Raw genomic sequence first — 21,676 nt, 5'->3', positions numbered from 1 at the left:
TAGCTGCAGTATTCGCTTCCTCCTTGACCACGGATGTACTGGCATCGATGCGAAGCGAATGACGAAAGGCCGGTTTCATTCCGGCCTTTTTGTTTTCATGGCGCACCGGTGAAGATCGGCGCGCCTTTTTTTGTCTCAAGCGGCCGCCAGTGCGGCCAGGATGCGGATCCAGGAGCGGATACCCTTGTGGTAGGACGCGAGCTCGTACTTTTCGTTGGGTGAGTGGATGCGATCGTCGCTGAGGCCGAAGCCGACCAGCAGTGACTCCATGCCGAGCATCTTCTGGAAATCGCCGACGATCGGGATGGAGCCGCCCATGCCGATGACGACCGCGGGCTTCGGCCATTCGTCGGAAAGTGCGGTCTTGGCCTTGGTGAGCACCGGCGAATCGTAGGAGAGATGTATGGCAGGCGAGCCGCCGTGCGAATGAAACTCGACCGAGCAATCGGCCGGAATCTTCGACCTGATATAAGCGCGGAAGCTCTCGCGAACGGCATCGGGGTCCTGCGTGCCAACCAGACGGAAGGAGACCTTGGCAGATGCCTTGGCCGCGATCACGGTCTTGAAGCCTTCGCCGGTATAGCCTCCCCAGATGCCGTTGACCTCAGCCGTCGGGCGCGCCCAGGTCAGCTCCAGTACGGATCGCCCTGTCTCGCCCGCGGGGATGGAAAGGCCGACCTCGCCCAGAAAGGTCTCGGCTGTATTGCCGAGCGTCTCCCATGACGCCTTGACGTTGGAAGGGGTTTCTTCGACCCCTTCGTAGAAGCCTTCCAGGGTGATGCGACCGGTTTCGTCATGCAGGCCGGCAAGTGCGGCCGTCAGGACATGGATCGGATTTGCGGCCGCGCCGCCAAACAGGCCTGAATGCAGGTCGCGATCGGCGGCCGTGATGACCACCTCTTCACCTACCAGACCGCGAAGCGCGGCGGCAATCGCCGGAGTATCACGATCCCACATGCTGGTATCGCAAACGAGCGCGTAGTCCGCCTTCAGCTCGTCCGCATTGGCCTCCAGGAACGGCTTCAGCGACGGCGAACCGGATTCTTCCTCGCCTTCGAAGAGAATGGTGATGCGGCAGGGGAGCGCGCCTTTCACGTCCTTGTAGGCGCGGCAGGCCTCGAGGAAGGTCATGAGCTGACCCTTGTCGTCAGCTGTCCCGCGGCCGGTGAGCACCTTGCGGCCATTGCTGACATCCTTGATCGACGGCTCGAACGGGTCGTTTTCCCACAGCTCGATCGGATCGACCGGCTGAACGTCGTAATGTCCGTAAAAAAGCGCATGCGGCGCATCGGCCGCCGCCCCTTCATGATGCGCGACCACCATGGGATGACCGGGCGTGTCACGCACCCTCGCTTCGAAACCCAACGTCTCGAGGTAGGCCACGAGCCATTCAGCCGCCTTGCGGCACTCGGCCCTGTAGGCAGGATCGGTCGAAATCGACTTGATCCGCAGAAGCTCGAACAGCTTTTCGAGGCTCGATGTCAAATTCTCGTCCGCGCGTGCAAGTACCGGCGTTACATCAGTCATTTCCGACTCCTTTCGAAATTCGGCCGGACGATAGACCAAAGGCCCATCGCTTTCGAGGTCAAAAACGAGACTGAGGCGCGATAGTCGAGGGGCTTGCGACGTGTACTAGAGGGGGAAGTCCGCTTCGCAAACTGCAATTTACAGTTATTTAGCTACCGCTTGATAAGCTTTATATGTTCATTGCATGAGGTGACCTATGTTCTCTGTAATCAGCTGCATTCGTGACCACCACGACTGGCGCCTGGTGGTTGCTGCGGTCGTCGTTTGCCTGATCGGCAATCTCACTGCCATGCTGCTTCTGTTCCGCGCTCAGCAATGCGATCGGGCACAGCGGCGAAACTGGATCATCGCCTCGGCTTTCGCCTGCGGCGTGGGAATATGGGCAACACACTTCATCGCGATGTTGGCCTACGATGGGGGCTACACGATCACCTATGGGGTGGGCATGACCACACTCTCGGTGGTGCTGGCCATAGGCGTATCACTGGTTGCAATCCTTGTCGCATCCGAAGCAACAAACCTATACGCCTTCATCTCGGGCGGTGTGCTGATGGCGCTCGGAATCGGCGCGATGCATCTGACGGGCATGCACGCAATCAAGGCGCCGATGGATATCGTTTACGATCCCTATGCAACGCTTACAGCACTTTTCATCGGCGCCCTGCTCGCGAGCACGGCCTTTCTTCTCTTTCAGAAGCTCAGAGGCGCGCGCCGGCTGCTGCTGTCGGCGACGGCGATGGTGCTGGCGATATCCGCCATGCATTTCATATCCATGAGCAGCATCCGGCTTATCCCGCAACCCGATATCGCCGCCACGGCAGCGATACTGGAAACCAAGACGCTGGCCTCGCTCGTCATCGGGGTCTCGACCACTCTTATCCTTGCCGCCCTCGGCGCCGTGTTCCTTGCAAGCCACCTGACTGATTTGAGGGGTCTGGCAAACGCCTCCATGGAAGGGCTTCTCGTCCTTCGCGAAGGCTTGATCATCGACGCCAACGAACGCTTCCAGGACATGTCAGGCTGGCAACTGGCCGAATTGCGTGGAAAGCAGCCCGACGCAATTTTGGTTCATTTAGACAGCACGTCCACGACCGCCAATCAGGAAACGCTGCTGACGACCAAGGCCGAGCTTGAAGTCCCGATCGAGGTCATGATCCGAAGAATGATCTATCGCGGCCGGAATTGCGAAATCCTGGCGGTACGCGACCTGACAGAGCGCAAGCGCGCCCAGCAGATGATCGAGCATCTCGCACAACACGATGTGCTGACGGGGCTGCCGAACCGATCGCTGTTCGATACACGCATTCGTCAGGCGATCCAGGTTGCCCAGCGCAAGCACGCAGAGGTCGCCGTTTTCTATTTGGACCTCGATCGGTTCAAAGCGGTCAACGATATCTTCGGTCATGCCGAAGGCGATCGCATCCTCTGCAAGATTGCCACAATCCTGCAGCGCGCAACCGAAGACATGACAACTATCGCGCGACTTGGCGGCGACGAGTTCGCAGTCATCCAGACCGGCCAGCCGCAACCCGACGGAGCGCGCAGGCTGGCCGATCTGATCCTGGACGGCGTGGGGGCAGAGATGGATGTTGTCCGCGATCCGACCGCTGTCGGGATCAGCATGGGCATTGCCATCTACCCTGCCGATGGCGCGACCGCGGAACAATTGTGCTGCAATGCCGACACGGCGCTCTATCGTGCCAAGCATGCCGGTCGAGGGAAGGCCTGTTTCTTCGATGCGGAGATGGATGCAACCGTCCGGGCGAGACGCGAGATCGAAAACGAGCTTCGGCACGCCATCACCCGCAACCAGCTCTACGTCCACTACCAGCCGATTCTCGAGAGCAGGACCGGCGCGATAGGCGGCTACGAGGCTCTCATGCGATGGAACCGACCTGGACACGGCACAAGCGAACCGGATGTCTTCATCACCATAGCCGAAGAAAGCGGCGTTATCGTTCAGCTGGGCGAATGGGTGCTGCGGGAGGCCTGCATTGAAGCCGCGCGTTGGCCGCAGCCGTTGTCGATTGCCGTCAACGTTTCTCCGGTGCAATTCATGCTTGCGAACTTCTACGACAGGGTTGCGAGTATCCTCCAGGAAACCGGACTTGCGCCGCAAAGGCTGGAACTGGAGATTACCGAGGCAGCCTTTGTGAGAGACAGAAAGGCCACCGTTTCAACGCTGATGCGCATGCACGAACTCGGCATACGGATCGTTATGGACGACTTCGGGACGGGCTTCTCCTCGCTGTCGAACCTGCGCGCGCTTCCCTTCGACAAGATCAAAGTCGACAGGAGCTTCACCGGCATACTCGAGCACGACGCGGCAGCGCGCTCGATCGTTCGGGCAATCATCGGGCTCGGCCACAGTCTCGGCATCCGGGTGGTGACAGAGGGCGTCGAAACAGAACTGCAGCGCCAGATCGTCATCAACGACGGATGCGAACAAATCCAGGGCCTTCTCCTCGGCAAACCTGATATCGAGCCCAGCGTCAAGATGGCGGCGCGCGCCAACTTTCTCGCGCGGACCGATACGGACGAGCCGATCCTCATGCATGCGCAGCCGGGATCGACCTGGACGTAGGCCGCCTCAAAGCTTCTTCATAGCTTCTTGGCATTCGCCAGAAGGCGGCGAATGTACTCGAGCGTCAGCTCGCGCTCGAACGCCTTGAACCCCTCGAAAAGCGCCAGATCGGCCTCGCGTGCCGCTTCTATCGCGTCGCCTTGCATGCCCTTTGCCTTGCCGGTGAGAAAGACGAGCTGGGCGCGCTTGTCGGATGGGTGGGGACGACGATCGATGAGGCCGTCGCGCTCCATGCGCGCGAGCGTATTGGCCATCGTCGCCTGCTCGATGTCGACGCGAGCCAGCAACTGCTTCTGCGTTAACCCGTCCTCGGCCCAGAGTTCGAGCAGAATCGGGAATTGTCCGGGTGAGAAACCAAGCCTTGCCGCGCGCTGTTGCAGCGAGCGAGCAAAGCCCTTGGCCAGTTGGCTGGCAAGATAGGCTCCCGAGTCCATTCGATCAGATCCCATTTTTCTCAGTTAGGCGCAAAACGCCGCCGCGAGCAATGCAACAAATCGCATGCGATGCATCAAACAATGTTCATCGTCATTCATACAGCTAGAGATAGAGCAGAAAAACAAAGCCGCCATAGCCTGGAGGTTGGCTATGACGGCTTGAAAATGGGGACAAAGGCCCGGAGAGGGGATTAGGCCTTTGTCCAAGTCTAACGCGGCGGGGGACGAGCCGGCTATCAGACCCTCGACGCGATCAATGATCAGCGTCGGTAGTCATTATTTGTGATCCCGAATGTGGCTTTTCAAGGGAGATTTATTATTTGACTATTACATTTTAGTAACAGTTTGGTGAGGCGCGATCTTTTCGCCAGGAACTTTATATGGACCTTGCCATGGCGCCGCGCTATCCATGCGCCATGAAAAAAGGCGATCATCTTTTCCTTGTCGACGGCTCCGGTTTCATCTTTCGAGCCTTCCACGCACTTCCACCCCTGACGCGCAAATCCGACGGCTTGCCTGTCGGCGCCGTATCGGGCTTCTGCAACATGCTGTGGAAGCTGCTGACCGACGCCCGCGATACGTCTGTCGGCGTGACGCCGACGCATCTCGCGGTCATCTTCGACTACTCCTCGAAAACCTTCCGCAAGGATCTGTACGACGCCTACAAGGCCAATAGATCAGCGCCGCCGGAAGAGCTCATTCCGCAGTTCGGGTTGATCCGCCAGGCGACGCGCGCCTTCAATCTGCCCTGCATCGAGACCGAGGGCTTCGAGGCCGACGACATCATCGCCACCTACGCCCGCCAAGCTGAAGCGCTTGGCGCCGATGTGACGATCGTGTCGTCGGACAAGGATCTGATGCAGCTGGTGAGCGCGAACGTCCACATGTACGACAGCATGAAGGACAAGCAGATCGGCATCCCCGACGTCATCGAAAAATGGGGTGTGGCGCCGGAAAAGATGATCGACCTGCAGGCGATGACCGGCGACTCGGTGGACAACGTGCCCGGCATCCCCGGCATCGGCCCGAAGACCGCGGCACAGCTGCTTGGCGAATACGGGGACCTCGATACGCTGCTTGAGCGCGCGACCGAGATCAAGCAGGAGAAGCGCCGCCAGACGATTATCGAGAATGCCGACAAGGCGCGCCTTTCGCGCGAACTCGTGCGGCTGCGCACCGACGTGCCGATCGATCTCGCCGTCGAAGACCTTATCCTCGAGCCACAGAACGGGCCGAAGCTGATCGGCTTCCTGAAGGCGATGCAATTCACGTCACTGACGCGCCGCGTTGCAGAAGCCTGCGAATGCGACGCCGGCGCCATCGATCCCGTCGACGTGCCCGTCGAATGGGGCGCCAGTGCACGCGGTCCCGATCTCGACGCGGCCGAACCCGAGCCCGTTGCCGGCGGCATTCCGGCTATTGAGGGGCAGTCGGTGCCGGTGCCGGCAAAGCCGAACGGCGAGAGCAGCGGCGGCGAGGGAACGTTCCCGCCCGGCGATCTTGTCAGGGCCCGCGCCGAGGCGTTCGCCGCCCTGCCCTTCGACCACTCACGCTATGTCACCATTCGCGACCTCGCGACCCTCGATGCTTGGATCGCAGCCGCCCGCGACACCGGGATCGTCGCCTTCGATACGGAGACCACCTCTCTCGACGCCATGCAGGCGGAGCTTGTCGGTGTCTCGTTTGCCATCGCCGAGAACGGCCAGAACCCAACCGGCACGAACATTCGCGCGGCCTACGTTCCGCTTGCCCACAAGACCGGCGTCGGCGATCTGCTGGGCGGCGGCCTGGCCGAAAACCAGATCCCGATGCGAGATGCCCTGCCACGGCTGAAGGCGCTGCTGGAGGACGAATCCGTACTGAAGATCGCGCAGAATCTGAAATACGACTACCTGCTGATGAAACGCTATGGCGTCGAGACGAAGAACTTCGACGACACCATGCTGATCTCATATGTGCTCGACGCCGGCACGGGCGCGCACGGGATGGATCCGCTGTCGGAAAAATTCCTCGGCCACAAGCCGATCGCCTACAAGGACGTCGCCGGCAGCGGCAAGTCGAACATTACCTTCGATCTGGTCGATATTGACCGTGCGACGCATTATGCGGCCGAGGACGCGGATATCACGCTGCGCCTGTGGATGGTGCTGAAGCCGCGCCTGGCTGCCGAGAAGCTGACCACGATCTATGAGCGGCTGGAACGGCCGCTATTGCCTGTCCTGGCGCATATGGAGGCGCGCGGCATCACAGTCGACCGCCAGATCCTGTCGCGCCTCTCCGGCGAGCTGGCGCAGGGTGCGGCAGCGCTGGAAGACGAGATCTACAAGCTGGCCGGCGAGCGCTTCACGATCGGCTCGCCGAAGCAGCTGGGCGATATCCTTTTCGGCAAGATGGGGTTGACCGGAGGCAGCAAGACCAAGACCGGCCAGTGGTCCACCTCCGCAAGCGTGCTGGAGGACCTTGCGGCGGCCGGCTTTGAGCTGCCGCGCAAGATCGTCGACTGGCGCCAGCTGACCAAGCTGAAATCGACCTATACCGACGCGTTGCCGGGCTACATCCACCCGCAGACGAAACGGGTGCACACGTCCTACTCGCTGGCATCGACCACGACAGGACGCCTCTCCTCGTCGGAACCGAACCTGCAGAACATTCCCGTACGCACGGCAGAGGGCCGCAAGATCCGCACGGCCTTCATCTCCACGCCCGGCCACAAGCTGATCTCGGCCGACTACAGCCAGATCGAGCTGCGCGTGCTCGCCCATGTCGCGGAGATCCCGCAATTGACGCAGGCCTTTGCCGAGGGCATCGACATCCATGCCATGACGGCGTCCGAAATGTTCGGCGTTCCGGTCGAGGGCATGCCGTCGGACGTGCGCCGCCGCGCCAAGGCGATCAATTTCGGCATCATCTACGGTATCTCCGCCTTCGGCCTCGCCAACCAGCTCTCGATCGAGCGCTCGGAGGCGGGMGACTACATCAAGAGGTATTTCGAGCGCTTCCCCGGCATTCGCGACTATATGGACAGCCGCAAGCAGATGGCGCGCGACAAGGGCTATGTCGAGACGATCTTCGGACGACGAATCAACTACCCGGAGATTCGCTCCTCCAACCCGTCGGTCCGCGCCTTCAACGAACGCGCTGCCATCAACGCGCCGATCCAGGGATCGGCGGCCGATGTCATCCGCCGGGCCATGATCAAGATGGAGCCGGCACTTGCGGAAGCGGGGCTCGGCGATCGCGTTCGTATGCTGTTGCAGGTGCACGACGAATTGATCTTCGAGGTCGAGGACAGCGACGTCGAGAAAGCCATGCCGATCATCGTTTCTGTCATGGAAAACGCCACGATGCCGTCACTGGAAATGCGCGTGCCGCTGAAGGTGGACGCCCGTTCGGCGATGAACTGGGACGAAGCGCACTGAGCGCTTCGTCGAAAATTCGCTAAAATTTTCCGTATCAATCAAACCATTGAATATGCTACTTTTTTGTCATTATTCTCATGCCGATGCGGCACGGACTGAAGGAACTTATTAACCTTCATTTCCTAAGCCGGAAGCGGGTATTAGTTGCTAATCATGAGTGAGTAGCTGTCGTATGCGCTTTCCTAGAACCAATCTGACGGATGCCGGGGATCCTTCCACGGAGGTCGACGGTGAACAGCTGCAGGAGCATGCAGGCGAAAAGCCAATCCCGCCGATCTGGCAGAACAACTTTTCGCTGGCGCCCAACGTTCGTTTCACGCGAACGCCGGAGAGCCAGATCAATCCACGCAAGGTGCTGAACGAACCGGCTCGGCACCGGGTGATGGAGACAGAGCAGGTGGTCGCGCCGCAGCAGGGCCACGTGCCGCAGCAGGGCTATGTGCCGTCGCGGGCGCCCGTCGTCGTCAACGTGCCGTTCGATGTCTACCAGCCCGAGCCGACAACCGTTGTCGCGCAGCCGGCACCACAGGCCGTCGCTCCGATCGTCGTACCCGTAGGGTCTGTCGAGACGCATTTCCGTGCGTCGTCCGAACTCGCGTCAATTTCGGATTTCGCCTTCTGGGAAGTCATGTCCTTCGAGGAAACCGAGGAAGCCACAGCGATCCGGCTGCCGCAGGCCGTGTTGCCCCAGGCCGAGGTCAGCCCCGAATCGATCACCAGCCGCTTCCGCATCATGGAATGGCGCCCGGGCAAGCAGCCGGTTGTCGCCTTGCCTGTTGTTGTCGCTCCGCCTGTCACCGTTGCCCAGCCTGCAGCGGCAGCACCTGCCGCCATCCAGGTTGCGGCCGTACGCAAGCCGAGCCGGCCGCCACTGGTCACGGTGGCTGCACCGCAGCCCGTTGTCGCAGAGCCGAAGGCACAGCCGATCGCCCCCATGCCCGTTCGCGCGCAGCCCGCCGTGGCGCCGCTGGCGCCGGCCCCGCGGATGACAACGCAGCGGATGGTGCCTTCCAAGGTCGACGCATCGGGCTACGAGTTCCCGTCCAATTCGCTGCTGCAGGAACCGCCGGAGCGGATCGGCGAGATCATGTCGCAGGAAGCGCTGGAGCAGAATGCCGGGCTTCTCGAAAGCGTGCTGGAGGATTTCGGCATCAAGGGCGAGATCATCCACGTCCGTCCCGGCCCTGTCGTCACGCTCTATGAATTCGAGCCGGCGCCCGGCGTGAAGTCCTCCCGCGTCATCGGCCTCGCCGACGATATCGCCCGCTCGATGTCAGCGCTTTCCGCCCGCGTTGCCGTCGTTCCCGGCCGCAACGTCATCGGCATCGAACTGCCGAACGTCTTGCGCGAAACCGTCTATTTCCGAGAGATGATCGAGAGCCAGGACTTCGAGAAGAGCGGCTACAAGCTGGCGCTCGGTCTCGGCAAGACGATCGGCGGCGAACCCGTCATCGCCGAGCTTGCGAAGATGCCGCACCTGCTGGTCGCCGGCACCACCGGGTCCGGCAAATCGGTCGCCATCAACACGATGATCCTGTCGCTGCTCTACCGGATGTCGCCCGAGCAGTGCCGCCTGATCATGGTCGATCCGAAGATGCTGGAGCTCTCCGTCTACGACGGCATTCCGCACCTGTTGACCCCCGTCGTCACCGATCCGAAGAAGGCTGTGATGGCACTGAAGTGGGCGGTGCGCGAGATGGAAGAGCGGTATCGCAAGATGTCGCGCCTCGGCGTGCGCAATATCGACGGCTATAACGGCCGCGTCGCCCAGGCACGCGAAAAGGGCGAGACCATTCACATCATGGTGCAGACCGGCTTCGACAGAAGTACGGGGGCGCCCGTCGAGGAACAGCAGGAGCTCGACCTGACGCCGATGCCCTACATCGTCGTCATCGTCGACGAGATGGCCGACCTGATGATGGTCGCCGGCAAGGAAATCGAAGGCGCAATCCAGCGTCTGGCGCAGATGGCGCGCGCCGCCGGCATTCACCTGATCATGGCGACGCAGCGCCCCTCGGTCGATGTCATCACCGGCACGATCAAGGCGAACTTCCCGACCCGCATTTCCTTCCAGGTCACTTCGAAGATCGACAGCCGCACCATCCTTGGCGAACAGGGCGCCGAACAGCTGCTCGGCCAGGGCGACATGCTGCACATGCAGGGCGGCGGTCGCATATCCCGCGTCCACGGCCCGTTCGTCTCGGACGCCGAAGTCGAGAAGGTGGTGGCGCATCTGAAGACGCAGGGACGGCCGGAATATCTCGACACCGTCACGGCGGATGAAGAGGACGAGGTCGAAGAGGAAGACGGCGCCGTCTTCGACAAGGGCGACATGGCCGCCGAGGACGGCAACGACCTCTACGACAAGGCTGTCAAGGTTGTCCTGCGCGACAAGAAGTGCTCGACCTCCTACATACAACGCCGCCTCGGCATCGGCTACAACCGCGCCGCCTCGCTCGTGGAGCGCATGGAGAAGGAAGGCCTTGTCGGCCCCGCCAACCATGTCGGAAAGCGCGAGATCGTTTCCGGACGGAACGGCGAGAACGATTGACGCGGAGGGCGGGCCCGGCCGTTGGTGCGAACAGATTCGTGGCTAGACCCCGGCTTCAAGCAAACGCCGTCAGCTTGGCATTGTGCCGGTGCCACCTGTCACTTCTCCCCAGCGGGGAGAAGTGCTCAACGATGTAGCAGGCCACCCCGCGCGCTTAGCGTCGGCGGTGCCGCCCCCTTGAGCGGCGCCCGCCTGTAGCCGTTCTCCTTGCCCGTCTGCGGCAAGGCACGTCGACCAGCACTACCGTGCGTCCTGGCAGGCCTTCAGCGCCTTGAAGGCGGCATCCGTGCCAGTCAGGTTTACAACTACGGGAGTGCCTCCCTGGGGCGTGATCGTCACTGCCTTCTTTTTGGCGAGGTCGTAGATAAAATCAGCGTTGTTGACCCACACGAACGCTCCCCTGTAGCCATCCATCACCTGGCCCTTGGCTTCACCACTGAATTGCTGGCCGTCGACATCAAAAAGAACCGGAAGTTTCTCGCCTGAGGCGACTTTGGCGTCAGCCTTTGTATACAGCGCCATGTAGCCGCGCAGCTTGCCCGTTGCATCGATGCCCATCTGAATCTGTGTGCCGTCTGCATTTGCTTTGGTGATCAGACATCCGGGCCCCATGTCATTTTTGATGATAATATCCCAGCCGGCTTCCGAACCGTATTTCGCCTGGGCCATCACTTCAGGCGCAACCAGTGCGGAACAAAGCAATGCCACTCCAACTATAATCTCACTTCTCATAGCTATCTCCTTCTGACTTTCAGGGAAACACCAATCTAAGTGCGGACTATGTCTCGTAATTCACGGCGTTCTATCAGCAAAACTGCTTCTGCGTGAGCCCGCAGGTAAGACCGAAACACGAAACTACGGCTTTATAGTGGAAGAAAAGCAAGTCTCTTCCCGGAAATCTCTATCGAGCCGCCGCAATTCCGTTGGAAATAACCTACGAATTGTCGATCCATCAGGCTTGGCGCCGCTCGAAATACTAGTTGGTAGGTGTGGAGTTGACCGCTGCCTCGGGAGACCGTCGGCCCCGACAGCACCAAAACCCGCGCCGGAGAGATCTCCGCGACGGTTTCGATCAGCTGGGAATGGGCAGGCAATGCTCGTGATTGGTAGGGAATGTCAGGCTGTACCGCCTGCGCGGTCGTGGTCGGATGCAGCGGCGAGAGCGATCTGATCCCTCCAAAGCAGGAATGGAGACCACCACGCAGGCCGCGATAAAATGCCCGGACGGTGTGATGATCGACGGAGTGGTTCAAATAGATCAGTGAAGGAGGAGAGTCCGATGCAGCGCAGTTATTTGGAATTGCCCCGCGCCTTGCTGAGAGCTGGAGTGACTTTGGGACTGACATTGCTTGCTGCAAGCGAGCTGCATGCGGCGACAGTCGTCGCATTGGGTGCGAGCCAGACGCAAGGCAAGGGCGTATCGCGCGAAGACGCGTTCCCCGCGCAGCTCAAGGCACTTCTGAAAAGCAAGGGGATTGACGTCACAGTGAGAAACGCCGGAAAAACGGCGACACGACACACCATATGCTGCGTCGACTCGACCATCTCCTTGACCCCGATACACCGGTCGTCATTCTGCAGCCAGGCTCAAACGACGCGCGGAAAGGTCGTGGCGACGAGACAGAGGCCAATGTCGGTGCCATGGTGCAGGAACTCCGGTCACGACATATTCGGGTCGTGATGGTGCCGAACAGAATGTTCCAGAATCTGCCCAAAGGCCCGGACGGACAGCACCTGACGGTCGAAGGGTATAGCGAGCCTGCACACGAACTGCTGCAAGGTAAGCGCGGCACTCGGGCACGGGTGATCCCGCGCGACTGTTGAAACAGCGGGACGCTGCGTTGGCACGCGACCGCTTTGTGCTGCCTAGTCCAGGCTTTCCAAGAAGCCGGTCAGCACCTCGACCATGCGGCGCTCGCCCTCTTCCAGCGAATCGCTGTTGTCGAGGTCGACGACGTCATAGTCGCCGCGCACGGTCAGCGGACCGCGGGCGAGGCGTGCCATGATGTCCTCTTGGGTTTCGCGGCCCCGGGCTTCGAGACGTGTGGCAAGCACCTCGGCGCGCGCGGTGACGTTGACGACCTTGAGGCGCGGGAACACCGCCTGGAACCTGTGCAGCGCGGACCGGGAGCCATTGGCGACGACGAGGTTGCCGTTGGCGAGCGAGACCGATACCTCTGCCGGAATGCCGTATTTCAAACCATGCGCTTCCCACCAGACGGAGAAGCTTCCGGCCTGCTCCATCGACGCGAAGCCCTGGTTCGAGACGGCGAGATGATGCTCGCCGCCGGCATCGCCATCACGGGTGATGACGCGGCGGACGAAGTGCACATCCGGCCGGCCTTGGAAGTGCCGGGCGGCAAGCGCCATCAGCGTGTCCTTGCCGGCGCCGCTTGGCCCGACGACGACGACCATGAGGCCGCGTTCGGTGCCGGGAACGATATGAGGTTCGTGCGAGGGGATCATGCGACACGGCGCCCTTCGCGCCAGACGGAGCGGGTGACTGGTACGCCGTGATCGCGATAAACGCGAACCAGGTCGGCGCGCAGGCCGGTCGCAATGCGGCCGCGGTCGTTCAGGCTGACCGTGCGGGCCGGCGTCGAGGTGACCATGGCGATCGCCTTTGGCAGCGAGATGCTCTCGACTTCGTCGGCGAGGATGAAAGGCGCATAGAGCAGGCTGAGCGGCACATAGTCGGACGACAACACGTCGAGCACGCCGTGCTCGGCAAGATCGCGGGCGGCGATGTTGCCGGAATGCGACTTGCCGCGCACGACATTCGGCGCGCCCATCAGAACGCTCATGCCATGCCCGTGCGATGCTTTCGCCGCATCGAAGCTGGTCGGGAACTCCGCAAGGCGTACGCCGTTCTCGATCGCCTCGTCGACATGCGCCAGCGTCGCGTCGTCATGGCTTGCGACAGTGATGCCACGCTCGGCACAGACCTTGGCGATGGCGGTCCGGTGCGGGGTCGAATTGCGCTCGGATTCGCCGACACGCTTTTCGATGAAGCGGGCGAACTCGGCGTCGGAAAGGCCGCGCTTCTTCTGATAGTAGAAGATGTACTGGTCCATGGTCTGGAACTGGCGCTGGCCGGGCGCATGATCCATCAGCGAAACGAGACGGACATAGGGATCGTGCTCGAAGTCCGCGAAATGCTCCAGCACGTTGTCGGCCGAGACCTCGCAGCGCAGGTGAATCAGGTGCTCGGCGCGCAGGCGGCCTTCCTGCTCTGCCTTCTGGATGGCATCGGCCATTTCGCGCATCTCGCCGTGCTCGAAGCCGCCGTCCTCGTCGGCGCCCATGCGCAGGCAGTCGAATACGGTGGTGATTCCAGAGGTGACGATCTGTGCGTCATGCGCCTGGATAGCCGCCGTCTTGTGCCAGCGGAGGCCGGGTCGGGGGGAATAGTGGCCCTCCAGGTGGTCGGTGTGCAGCTCGACGAGACCCGGGATCAGATAATCGCCCTCGAAATCCTCACCGACCGCGGTGCTGCCAGTCGAGATGTCGGCGATCTTGCCGCCACGGACGAGGACCGATCCTTCGACAATTTCATCCTCAAGGACGATGCGGGCGTTGGAGAAGACTGTTTCTTTGGTCATCGATCAGGTCTTTCAGCGTTTGGCGTCGGCAAGCGGCCACCAGGAATGAACTTTGAACGGCGCGCCGCGCGCCTCTTCGATAAATACCGCTAGGCCGGAGATCGACAGCGGTCGGTTGGTGAAGGCAGAAAAGCGTTCCGCCAGGATGGTCTTCATCACGCCCGCGCGCTCCTCCGGCACTTGGCCGGTCAGCGTCATATGGAAGCCGAAGTCATCCATCACATAAGGGTAGCCCCAACGCAACAGATTGGCCCTTTGGCTTTCGCTCAGCTTTTCCGGGTTCCGGCGCGCGATGTCGGCGTCCGACAAGGCGGCGCGGAAGGGTTCGAAGGACTTTACCGCCCTGGCCGCGAAATCCTGGAGCGGCGGATGCAGCGACCCCGGCACGAGCGCGAAGAACCGGCCCAGCTGCCCCAGCACGAGCTCCGGAATGTCGAAGGCGGCCGTGCGGGCGGCGAAATCCTCGACGACATCAAGCAGGTCTTTCTCGGTGACCGATGCGGCCAGGGCGAATGGCGCCTTGATCGTTGCGTGGAAGGCATATCGACGGGGATCGGCGGTCAGCTCGAATTGCTCGCCGGCAGGCAGTTCGCGGTGATCGGGAGCCGGATAAGTTTCGCCGGTGAAGGCATCGCGGCCGAGCCAGAGCGCGGCCGCTCCGTTCAAAGGATCGTCCTTCGGCGGCGTGAAGTAGAGTGCGTAGCGCAAGGCCATTATCCTGGAAATCGTTCGGAATGCGGATGGAAGTCTTCAGTGATTTGACCGCTCACCGCAAGCTGGCTTCCGGCTAAAAGATCTCCGTGACAGAATGATGATGGTCCGAGGCGATCCCGATATTTTTTCAGTGCACCTTTGTTCCCATCAGCCGGTGACGCAGCACATTCGATGCCATATCGAACAGGAAGACGACGATCAGGATCAACAGCACCATGTAAGCGACGTTTTCCCAGTTTGCGTTCGTCCGCATCGCTTCCCAGAGTTTGAGGCCGATGCCGCCGGCGCCGACCGCGCCGATGATGGTCGCGCCGCGGACGTTCGATTCCCACTGGTAGAGCGTCTGGCTGACGAAGACAGGAACGATCTGCGGGATGATGCCGTAGCGATGGGTGAGCACCGTCGAGGCGCCGGTCGACTTGATGCCCTCGCGCGGCTTGTTGTCGACGTTCTCCAGCCCCTCGGAGTAGAGCTTGCCGAGCGTTCCCGTCTCTGTGAGGAAGATCGCGCCGCTGCCTGCGAGCGGGCCTGGACCGAAGGCGCGTGTCAGGAACAGCGCCCAGATCAGCATGTCGACCGAGCGCAGGAAATCGAAGAAGCGTTTCAGGACCTGGTTGAGCAGGCGGTTCCGCGTGATGTTGCGGGCAGCGAAGAAGGCCAGCGGGAAGGCCACGAGCGCGCCCAGCAACGTGCCGAGGAAGGCCATCACGATCGTCTGGAACAGCTTGGTCCAGACATCGCCGTGCTGCCAGGCACTGTTGTTCCAGACGTTGTCGAAGGCAAGCGACAGGTTTGATTGGCCGGGATTGAGCTCGGGGCCTGAGACGATCAGGCGGATCACCTCGCCAGCCGGCTTGTCGAAGAAAGGCGACTGGGTGTCGAAGACGAAATTTGCCCAGCCGAGGAAACGCTTGCGCACCTTGACGCGATCGACCGAGATGCTGACGTCGCCGGCAAAGCCGAGGTCGGCCAGGACGTTGTCGTCATAGACGGTCATCCAGCTCGGCACCGGGCCGATGACCTTCGGCGCGCCGCTCGAAACCACTACCGGGACGCTGATGCCGTGGGCGGTGACTATCGTTTCCGCCTTGGAAACGGCGACGGTACGGCCGGCGCCACGGATCGAAACGCTGACGCTGCCGTCCGGATTGTTGACGACCCAGTCGGGGTGCGGATTGTCGCCCAGCGGCGAGAAGCGCGGGTACTTGACCGTGATGCCGCTGTCGCCGATGCGGAATTCCGGCTGCACATCGTAGCTTACCCATTGGCTGAGATAGAGGCCTATGCGCTCCCAATGGGCTTCGGCAAGGAGCTTCGGCAGGTCGAAGAACCATGTCGCGTAAAGCGCATAGACGAGCGTCGCGATCACCACCGTCAAGCCGCCGAAACGCTGGCGGAAGGAGCGTTTGAAATATTCGGGATAGCGCGCTTCGATCTCGTGCATCCGGTTGGCGTCGATCACCGTCATGGCGGACCTCAATGCTGCAAAAGGAAGGCATGCTCACCGACAAGGCGGCGACGCAGCCACGCGGAGAACTGGTCGACCGCAACGATGGTGATGAAAAGCAGGAGCACCAGCGCCACCGTCTTGGCGCCGAAGCCGCGCGAGATGGAAAGCTTCAGCTCCTCGCCGATGCCGCCGCCGCCGACCGCACCGATGATGGTGGAGGCGCGGACGTTGATCTCGAGGCGCAGCAGCGCATAGGACACGAAATTCGGCATGACCTGCGGCATGGCCGCGAAACGCACGCGCTCCGACCAGCTAGCGCCGACCGCCTTCATGCCCTCGTCCGGCTTCATGTCGATGTTTTCGACAACCTCGTAGAACAGTTTGCCGAGCGCGCCGATGGTGTGCAGGCTGACCGCGATGATGGCGGCGACCGGGCCGATCGACAGGATCGCCGAAAACAGGCCGGCAATGACGATCTCGGGGAAGGCGCGCAGGAATTCGGTGAAGCGCTTGGCGACAATACGCAGCGGATTGGACGGCGCAAGATTGCGGGCGACGAGGAAACTCAGCGGTACGGCGAAGATGAAGCCGATGATGGTCGAGACGAGCGCGACGTTGATCGTGATGATCATCAGCTCGAAGTACTCGGGAATATAGAAGCCGCCCCAGAGGGGTACCCGACCCTCCGCAAAATTGAACTCTTCGCCGGTCTTGTGCGTCGGGGTTGCGATGTCGAACAAGGCGCGCCAGACGTCGTTCCAATCCTTCGGAATGAGCCAGCTCAGGAAGTCGAAGAGGTGCGGCAGACGGTCGAAGAAGTGACCGGCGTTGCTTTCGTCGGCAAAACGGACGGACGCGACGAAGGCGGCAAACAGGATCACGAGGCCGAGGCCGGTATAGAGACGGCGGCGAGCCGCCATCCTGCTCCAGGCATCGCCGATTTCACGGGCGCTCTGCTGCGTGGCCGGCGCGTGGGCGTGGGGATCGGCAAAAGTCATGAACAGGGTCCGCTTTCTTCGCAGGAAAAAGGGCGGCCGTTATCGGCCGCCCTCCAGCTATCAGGATCGATCAGCCGCCGATGGCAGCCTTACGCGCTTCGATGATGGCGTTGTAGAAGTCCGGCTGAACCTTGGTGTAGCCGTGGTAGTCGCCGCCTTCGATAGCTGCGAAGCACTTGGCGTCCTTCTCCGGAAGCTTCATGAAGAAGTCCGAGAGCTTTGCCTGCCAGGCGGCACCGATTTCGTTGCGGACGACGAGCGGGCCGTTCGGGATCAGTGGCGAGCGCCAGACTTCGACGAGCTTGTTCGGATCGATCGTGCCCTTGTCGACGCCCTTGCGGAAGGTACCGGAGGTGTAGCCGTCCTTGAAATCGCCGATGCCCGAGCTGTCGTCGACAGCGATGTCGACCTTGCCGTCATAGGCAGCGAGGAGGTTGTTCTCGTGGCCGCCGTTGAACTGCGTGGACGCGAAATACTGGTCATTCGGCATGCCGGTGTCCTTCGGAATCTGCGTCAGCGGAATGAGGTAGCCCGAGGTGGAATCCGGGTCGGCGTAGCCGAGCTTCTTGCCCTTGGCATCCTTGATGGTCTTGATGCCGGAAGACTTGAGGGCCAGACCGATCGAGTGATAGCCGGTCGAACCGTCCTTCTGGACCGTTGTCAGGATCGGCGTTACTGCCTTCTCGTTCTTGATCGCGATCGCTGCGTAGCCGGAAGCGCCGAGTTCTGCGAAGTCGAGCGTGCCACCGAGGAGACCCTGGATAACGCCGTCATAGTCGGCGGCCGGGAAGAGCGAAACCTTCTCGAAGCCGAACTCCTGCTTCAGGTGATCGGCGAGGCAGGCGTAGTTGCGCAGGCGGTCGGTTTCATTTTCACCACCGAGGATGCCGATGCGGAATTCCTTGAGCTCTGCCGCGTGCGAGGCGCCAGCCAGCGCAAACAGCGCCGTCGCGGCAAAAAGTGCTTTCTTCAACATGGTTCTCTCCTGATTGACCGGTGTCCCCGGCGATCTCTGTTTACGAAGAACTGTGCCCATAACGCGGGCTTGCGATCGAGGCCGCCCCTCTCAGAGCCCGGCCAGCGCCAGCGGTTGCAGGCCGGCGGATTTTTGCGCGGCCGCAGCCGCGGGAATGTTGATCGAGGTCGAGGTCATCGTCTCGTCGATACCGGCGCCGTCCTTGTCGGTACCGTAGATCTGCTTGACGGCATCCGCCGTCAGTTCGGAGGGCTTGCCGTCGAACACCACGCGACCGGCGGCCATGCCAACGATGCGTTCGCAATAGTTGCGGGCCGTATCGAGCGTATGCAGGTTGGTGATCACAGTGATGCCGTCGCGCTCGTTGATGTCGCGCAGGGCGTCCATGACGATCTTGGCATTCAGCGGATCGAGCGAGGCGATCGGCTCGTCGGCGAGCAGCATCTTCGGGTGCTGCATCAAGGCGCGGGCGATCGCGACACGCTGCTGCTGACCGCCGGAGAGCGTGCCGGCCATCTGCAGCGCGGTCTGCTCGATGCCCAGGCGCTCAAGGGCTGCAATGGCATGAATGCGCTCTTCACGACTGAAAATACCGAGAAGGCTCATCGTGGTGGAGCGGTGGTTCAGGCGACCGAGCATAACGTTGGTGAGGACGTCCAGGCGCGGCACGAGATTGAACTGCTGGAAGATCATGGCGCAGTCGCGCTGCCAGTTGCGCAATGCCTGGCCGCGCAGACCGGATACTTCGACACCGGCGAAATGGATAGAGCCGGCGCTCGGCTCCTGCAGGCGGTTGATCATGCGCAGAAGCGTCGACTTGCCAGCGCCGGATCGACCGATGATGCCGACCATCTGGCCCTGAGGAATGTCAAGCGTCACAGCATCAACGGCTGTCTTCTTTCCGAAACGGCGGGTGACATTCCTCAGCTCGAACATCATGCTCTTCCTCATATTCCAAACGCGATATGAAGGAGTGCATTAGTCCGGCTTCGTGAACGGTGAATGTCAGTTTTGTGTAACGACTGTCACAATCGGGCTTTGCCGGATGCATTGGTCACAGCTCATTGAGCCAGTCACCGAACGGGCGCTGCCCTTGGCGCGCAGGGGAAACGGGCGTGCCGTGAGATTCGTGTTATTGTTTCAATGGCATGCCCGAGCCCTCCGAACGAACGGCGCGCCGGTGCTCGTGAGGGGTCGGGCAGGTCGGCAAAATGACCCGTGCGGCGCCACAAAACCACCGCCAGTCGTGCCGCATTCGTCGCGTCCTCCCGGCTCGCGGGTTCCCCCTCGCCTGTCAGCGCTTCTTCTGAAAGATCTTGTTGCCGCGCGGTCCGGTCAACTGCGGCGTGTTCTTGCGGTTTTCCGCAAGCAGGGTCCTCCAGCGCGCCAGGCGTTCTGCCGGCAGGGTGCCTGCATCGACGGCAGCCTGGACGGCGCAGCCGGGTTCGTGGTCATGGGTGCAATCGCGAAAGCGGCAGAGCGGTGCGAGTTCGGTGATCTCGGAAAACACAAGGTCGATGCCCTCGGCCACATCGCTCACATGCAGCGTGCGCATGCCGGGGGTGTCTATGATCCAGCCGCCGCCCGCCATGGCATGCAGGGAGCGTGCCGTGGTGGTGTGGCGTCCCTTGGCATCGCGCTCGCGGATGCCGCCGGTTTCCTGCAAGCTCTCGCCCGACAATCCGGCCAGCGTATTGACCAGCGTCGACTTGCCGACGCCGGAGGAGCCGATCAGTGCGATCGTCTGCCCGAACTGGCACCAGGGGGCGAGCGCGGCTGCCGCATCCTGCGTCTTGGCATTCAGCACGATCACCGGCAGATCGCGCTGCAGCGCCTTTGCCTGCTCTTCGTAGGTCTCTGCATCGGGCACCGTGTCCGCCTTGGTCAGCACGATCACCGGCGTCGTGTCGGCCTGATTGGCGAGCGCGATGTAACGCTCCAGGCGGGCAACATTGAAATCAGCATTGCAGGAAGTGACGATCAACAGGGTATCGACATTGGCGGCGCCGAGCTGCTGGCTATGTCTGCCCTCGGTTCGACGCTGCAGCAATGTTTTGCGTTCCAACCGGCGAACGAGCGAATGATTCTGCGGGTCGGTCAACACCCAGTCACCGACGGCAAAGTCGCCGGTATTGACCTGATGCGAGATGCCGAGCCTGGTAAGGCCGCCCAACGAGACGACGCTGAGACGGCTACGATGAACCTCGGCAATGCGTCGCGCCGCGAGCCCAAGTTCGGCAGGCTCCAACTGGTCGGAAAAAAACACCGACCAACCCAGCGATTCAAGGAATGCCGCTTCGGCGTCTGCGGTCAAAGTCTCACCGAAGGGTGCGGCGTTTCATTCACTGTTGTCATCTCCGTCGTGCCATAACCCAGGACATCGGCAGCAGAAGCATGTCGGGCTTGCTTGCGGCCAGTTCGTGGCGGACAATGACATCATCTGCGGGTTAGCGGAACCTCGGAATTTAAGATATTCGGACTGCGACACATCTCAATCATCATGCCGGAACTCCAACATGCAAATCTTGAACAGACCTCTGAGCGATGCTCCATACAAGGACCGTGATATCGGTTGCCAGGAAGCGCTTGAAGGCGCCTTCAACGAAATCGCCCGCGGCGTGCCGTCGAGCCAGATCGTTGATGCCGCGGGCGGCCGGCTTTCGCCTGTCATATCGGCTCTTGCAAAACGCGCTGAAGCGGTCGGCTGGACGCTTGAGGAGGCTGAGGTCGCGATCAGCGAACTGGCGCAGAATATTCTCGACGAGTCTGCGGCGGATTAGGGTCGATTGTCAGGGCCAGAGCATGGCTCCGGCCGGGAATTGGGTCGGCGTAGGCCAAAGACCGGTCAGGATTGGCGGTCCATCTATTCTCAGCGTATAGTGTAGCTCTGACGACCGTCTGTACAAATGTCCATGCGCCTAAATGGAGTTCGAGATTGAGCGTTGCCTTCACCAAGGAAGAGAGTTCCGAAACCGCTTCGGAAACCCTGCTGCCCGACCGCACGATTTCGCCTCACCCGAACCTTGTTACGGAAGCGGGATTGAGGGCTCTGGAGTTGCAGCTCCAACAGGCGCGCGAGGCCTACGATGCTGCCGGTACAATTGAAGACGTGAATGAACGACGACGACAGGCGGCAAACCCCTTGCGTGACACGCGTTACTTTGCGGCACGAGTTCGCACGGCTCAGGTTGTCCCTGATCCCGCTTCGGTCGACGCCGTCGCCTTTGGAAGCACGGTTACCTTTAGCCGTGACGATGGGCGCGTACAGACCTATCGTATCGTGGGAGAGGACGAGGCTGATCCCAAGGCCGGATCGATTTCCTTCGTATCGCCGGTAGCAAGGTTTCTGATGGGCAAATCTGTCGGGGATGTTACTCAAGTCGGCGGTCAGGAACTCGAGATCATTGCCATATCGTAGAGC

17 protein-coding genes are annotated in these 21,676 nt (G+C 61.3%); 6 read left to right on the top strand and 11 right to left on the bottom strand.

Translation table 11 applies throughout. From position 1 onward, the window contains the following. Nucleotides 1-135: 135 nt before the first annotated feature. Nucleotides 136-1,527, bottom strand: a complete 1,392-nt coding sequence (locus AC1DMK_RS13415; protein ID WP_477859605.1) for a M20/M25/M40 family metallo-hydrolase — start codon at nucleotides 1,525-1,527, stop codon at nucleotides 136-138. A gap of 196 nt (nucleotides 1,528-1,723) precedes the next feature. Here AC1DMK_RS13415 and AC1DMK_RS13410 point away from each other — a divergent pair, with 196 nt between their 5' ends. Further along, complete coding sequence (locus AC1DMK_RS13410; protein WP_477859603.1) at nucleotides 1,724-4,111, top strand: bifunctional diguanylate cyclase/phosphodiesterase; 2,388 nt, start codon at nucleotides 1,724-1,726, stop codon at nucleotides 4,109-4,111. Nucleotides 4,112-4,128: 17 nt separating this feature from the next. Here AC1DMK_RS13410 and AC1DMK_RS13405 read toward each other — a convergent pair whose 3' ends face one another. Next, the gene (locus AC1DMK_RS13405; RefSeq protein WP_037062700.1) at nucleotides 4,129-4,545 is read right to left on the bottom strand and encodes a MarR family transcriptional regulator; all 417 of its coding nucleotides are present in this window, start codon (nucleotides 4,543-4,545) and stop codon (nucleotides 4,129-4,131) included. A gap of 416 nt (nucleotides 4,546-4,961) precedes the next feature. Between AC1DMK_RS13405 and polA the strand changes: the two genes are divergently transcribed. Continuing rightward, nucleotides 4,962-7,964: a DNA polymerase I gene (gene polA / locus AC1DMK_RS13400; RefSeq protein ID WP_477859682.1), complete on the top strand. Its 3,003-nt coding sequence runs from the start codon at nucleotides 4,962-4,964 to the stop codon at nucleotides 7,962-7,964. Between the two features lie 172 nt (nucleotides 7,965-8,136). Next, a complete protein-coding gene (locus AC1DMK_RS13395) occupies nucleotides 8,137-10,515 on the top strand; it encodes a DNA translocase FtsK (RefSeq protein WP_477859601.1) in 2,379 nt (792 codons plus the stop codon). 240 nt (nucleotides 10,516-10,755) lie between these two features. Here AC1DMK_RS13395 and AC1DMK_RS13390 read toward each other — a convergent pair whose 3' ends face one another. After that, the gene (locus AC1DMK_RS13390) at nucleotides 10,756-11,247 is read right to left on the bottom strand and encodes a hypothetical protein (protein WP_037062702.1); all 492 of its coding nucleotides are present in this window, start codon (nucleotides 11,245-11,247) and stop codon (nucleotides 10,756-10,758) included. A gap of 792 nt (nucleotides 11,248-12,039) precedes the next feature. Between AC1DMK_RS13390 and AC1DMK_RS13385 the strand changes: the two genes are divergently transcribed. After that, a complete protein-coding gene (locus AC1DMK_RS13385; protein ID WP_477859599.1) occupies nucleotides 12,040-12,339 on the top strand; it encodes a hypothetical protein in 300 nt (99 codons plus the stop codon). 42 nt (nucleotides 12,340-12,381) lie between these two features. Here AC1DMK_RS13385 and phnN read toward each other — a convergent pair whose 3' ends face one another. The 8 genes from phnN to rsgA all read right to left on the bottom strand — a co-directional run bounded on the left by phnN (nucleotide 12,382) and on the right by rsgA (nucleotide 20,569). Beyond that, nucleotides 12,382-12,981, bottom strand: a complete 600-nt coding sequence (gene phnN / locus AC1DMK_RS13380; RefSeq protein WP_037062703.1) for a phosphonate metabolism protein/1,5-bisphosphokinase (PRPP-forming) PhnN — start codon at nucleotides 12,979-12,981, stop codon at nucleotides 12,382-12,384. Beyond that, complete coding sequence (locus tag AC1DMK_RS13375; RefSeq protein WP_477859597.1) at nucleotides 12,978-14,117, bottom strand: alpha-D-ribose 1-methylphosphonate 5-triphosphate diphosphatase; 1,140 nt, start codon at nucleotides 14,115-14,117, stop codon at nucleotides 12,978-12,980. Before AC1DMK_RS13375 ends, phnN begins: the two co-directional genes overlap by 4 nt. Before the next feature lie 12 nt (nucleotides 14,118-14,129). Then, on the bottom strand, nucleotides 14,130-14,825 hold the full coding sequence (locus tag AC1DMK_RS13370; protein ID WP_477859596.1) for a DUF1045 domain-containing protein: 696 nt from the start codon (nucleotides 14,823-14,825) through the stop codon (nucleotides 14,130-14,132). A 133-nt stretch (nucleotides 14,826-14,958) separates the two neighbouring features. Beyond that, on the bottom strand, nucleotides 14,959-16,299 hold the full coding sequence (gene phnE, locus AC1DMK_RS13365; RefSeq protein WP_477859594.1) for a phosphonate ABC transporter, permease protein PhnE: 1,341 nt from the start codon (nucleotides 16,297-16,299) through the stop codon (nucleotides 14,959-14,961). A gap of 8 nt (nucleotides 16,300-16,307) precedes the next feature. Then, nucleotides 16,308-17,279, bottom strand: a complete 972-nt coding sequence (gene phnE, locus AC1DMK_RS13360) for a phosphonate ABC transporter, permease protein PhnE (protein ID WP_037062706.1) — start codon at nucleotides 17,277-17,279, stop codon at nucleotides 16,308-16,310. Between the two features lie 70 nt (nucleotides 17,280-17,349). After that, nucleotides 17,350-18,255 (bottom strand): phosphonate ABC transporter substrate-binding protein, encoded by a 906-nt coding sequence (phnD, locus tag AC1DMK_RS13355; RefSeq protein ID WP_477859592.1) that lies wholly within the window; start codon nucleotides 18,253-18,255, stop codon nucleotides 17,350-17,352. Between the two features lie 90 nt (nucleotides 18,256-18,345). Then, a complete protein-coding gene (gene phnC, locus AC1DMK_RS13350; RefSeq protein WP_037062709.1) occupies nucleotides 18,346-19,191 on the bottom strand; it encodes a phosphonate ABC transporter ATP-binding protein in 846 nt (281 codons plus the stop codon). A 358-nt stretch (nucleotides 19,192-19,549) separates the two neighbouring features. Then, on the bottom strand, nucleotides 19,550-20,569 hold the full coding sequence (gene rsgA / locus AC1DMK_RS13345) for a ribosome small subunit-dependent GTPase A (RefSeq protein WP_477859590.1): 1,020 nt from the start codon (nucleotides 20,567-20,569) through the stop codon (nucleotides 19,550-19,552). 202 nt (nucleotides 20,570-20,771) lie between these two features. Between rsgA and AC1DMK_RS13340 the strand changes: the two genes are divergently transcribed. Both AC1DMK_RS13340 and greA read left to right on the top strand, forming a co-directional pair. Further along, a complete protein-coding gene (locus tag AC1DMK_RS13340; RefSeq protein ID WP_037062712.1) occupies nucleotides 20,772-21,035 on the top strand; it encodes a hypothetical protein in 264 nt (87 codons plus the stop codon). 155 nt (nucleotides 21,036-21,190) lie between these two features. Further along, nucleotides 21,191-21,673: a transcription elongation factor GreA gene (gene greA, locus AC1DMK_RS13335; protein WP_477859588.1), complete on the top strand. Its 483-nt coding sequence runs from the start codon at nucleotides 21,191-21,193 to the stop codon at nucleotides 21,671-21,673. The last annotated feature ends 3 nt before the right edge of the window (nucleotides 21,674-21,676 follow it).

The sequence above is a fragment of the Rhizobium sp. 05L419 genome, assembly GCF_056397845.1.
The sequence above is the reverse complement of the archived record's forward strand: the minus strand, read 5'-3'. Positions and strand labels throughout refer to the sequence as shown.

Excerpts from the sequence above, each read along its gene's own strand:
- phnC (WP_037062709.1), bottom strand. The coding sequence starts at position 19,191 with ATGTTCGAGCTGAGGAATGTCACCCGCCGTTTCGGAAAGAAGACAGCC.
- AC1DMK_RS13340 (WP_037062712.1), top strand. The coding sequence starts at position 20,772 with ATGCAAATCTTGAACAGACCTCTGAGCGATGCTCCATACAAGGACCGT.
- AC1DMK_RS13415 (WP_477859605.1), bottom strand. The coding sequence starts at position 1,527 with ATGACTGATGTAACGCCGGTACTTGCACGCGCGGACGAGAATTTGACA.
- AC1DMK_RS13390 (WP_037062702.1), bottom strand. The coding sequence starts at position 11,247 with ATGAGAAGTGAGATTATAGTTGGAGTGGCATTGCTTTGTTCCGCACTG.
- AC1DMK_RS13405 (WP_037062700.1), bottom strand. The coding sequence starts at position 4,545 with ATGGACTCGGGAGCCTATCTTGCCAGCCAACTGGCCAAGGGCTTTGCT.
- AC1DMK_RS13410 (WP_477859603.1), top strand. The coding sequence starts at position 1,724 with ATGTTCTCTGTAATCAGCTGCATTCGTGACCACCACGACTGGCGCCTG.
- phnN (WP_037062703.1), bottom strand. The coding sequence starts at position 12,981 with ATGATCCCCTCGCACGAACCTCATATCGTTCCCGGCACCGAACGCGGC.
- phnD (WP_477859592.1), bottom strand. The coding sequence starts at position 18,255 with ATGTTGAAGAAAGCACTTTTTGCCGCGACGGCGCTGTTTGCGCTGGCT.
- AC1DMK_RS13375 (WP_477859597.1), bottom strand. The coding sequence starts at position 14,117 with ATGACCAAAGAAACAGTCTTCTCCAACGCCCGCATCGTCCTTGAGGAT.
- phnE (WP_477859594.1), bottom strand. The coding sequence starts at position 16,299 with ATGACGGTGATCGACGCCAACCGGATGCACGAGATCGAAGCGCGCTAT.
- AC1DMK_RS13395 (WP_477859601.1), top strand. The coding sequence starts at position 8,137 with ATGCGCTTTCCTAGAACCAATCTGACGGATGCCGGGGATCCTTCCACG.
- AC1DMK_RS13385 (WP_477859599.1), top strand. The coding sequence starts at position 12,040 with ATGCTGCGTCGACTCGACCATCTCCTTGACCCCGATACACCGGTCGTC.
- phnE (WP_037062706.1), bottom strand. The coding sequence starts at position 17,279 with ATGACTTTTGCCGATCCCCACGCCCACGCGCCGGCCACGCAGCAGAGC.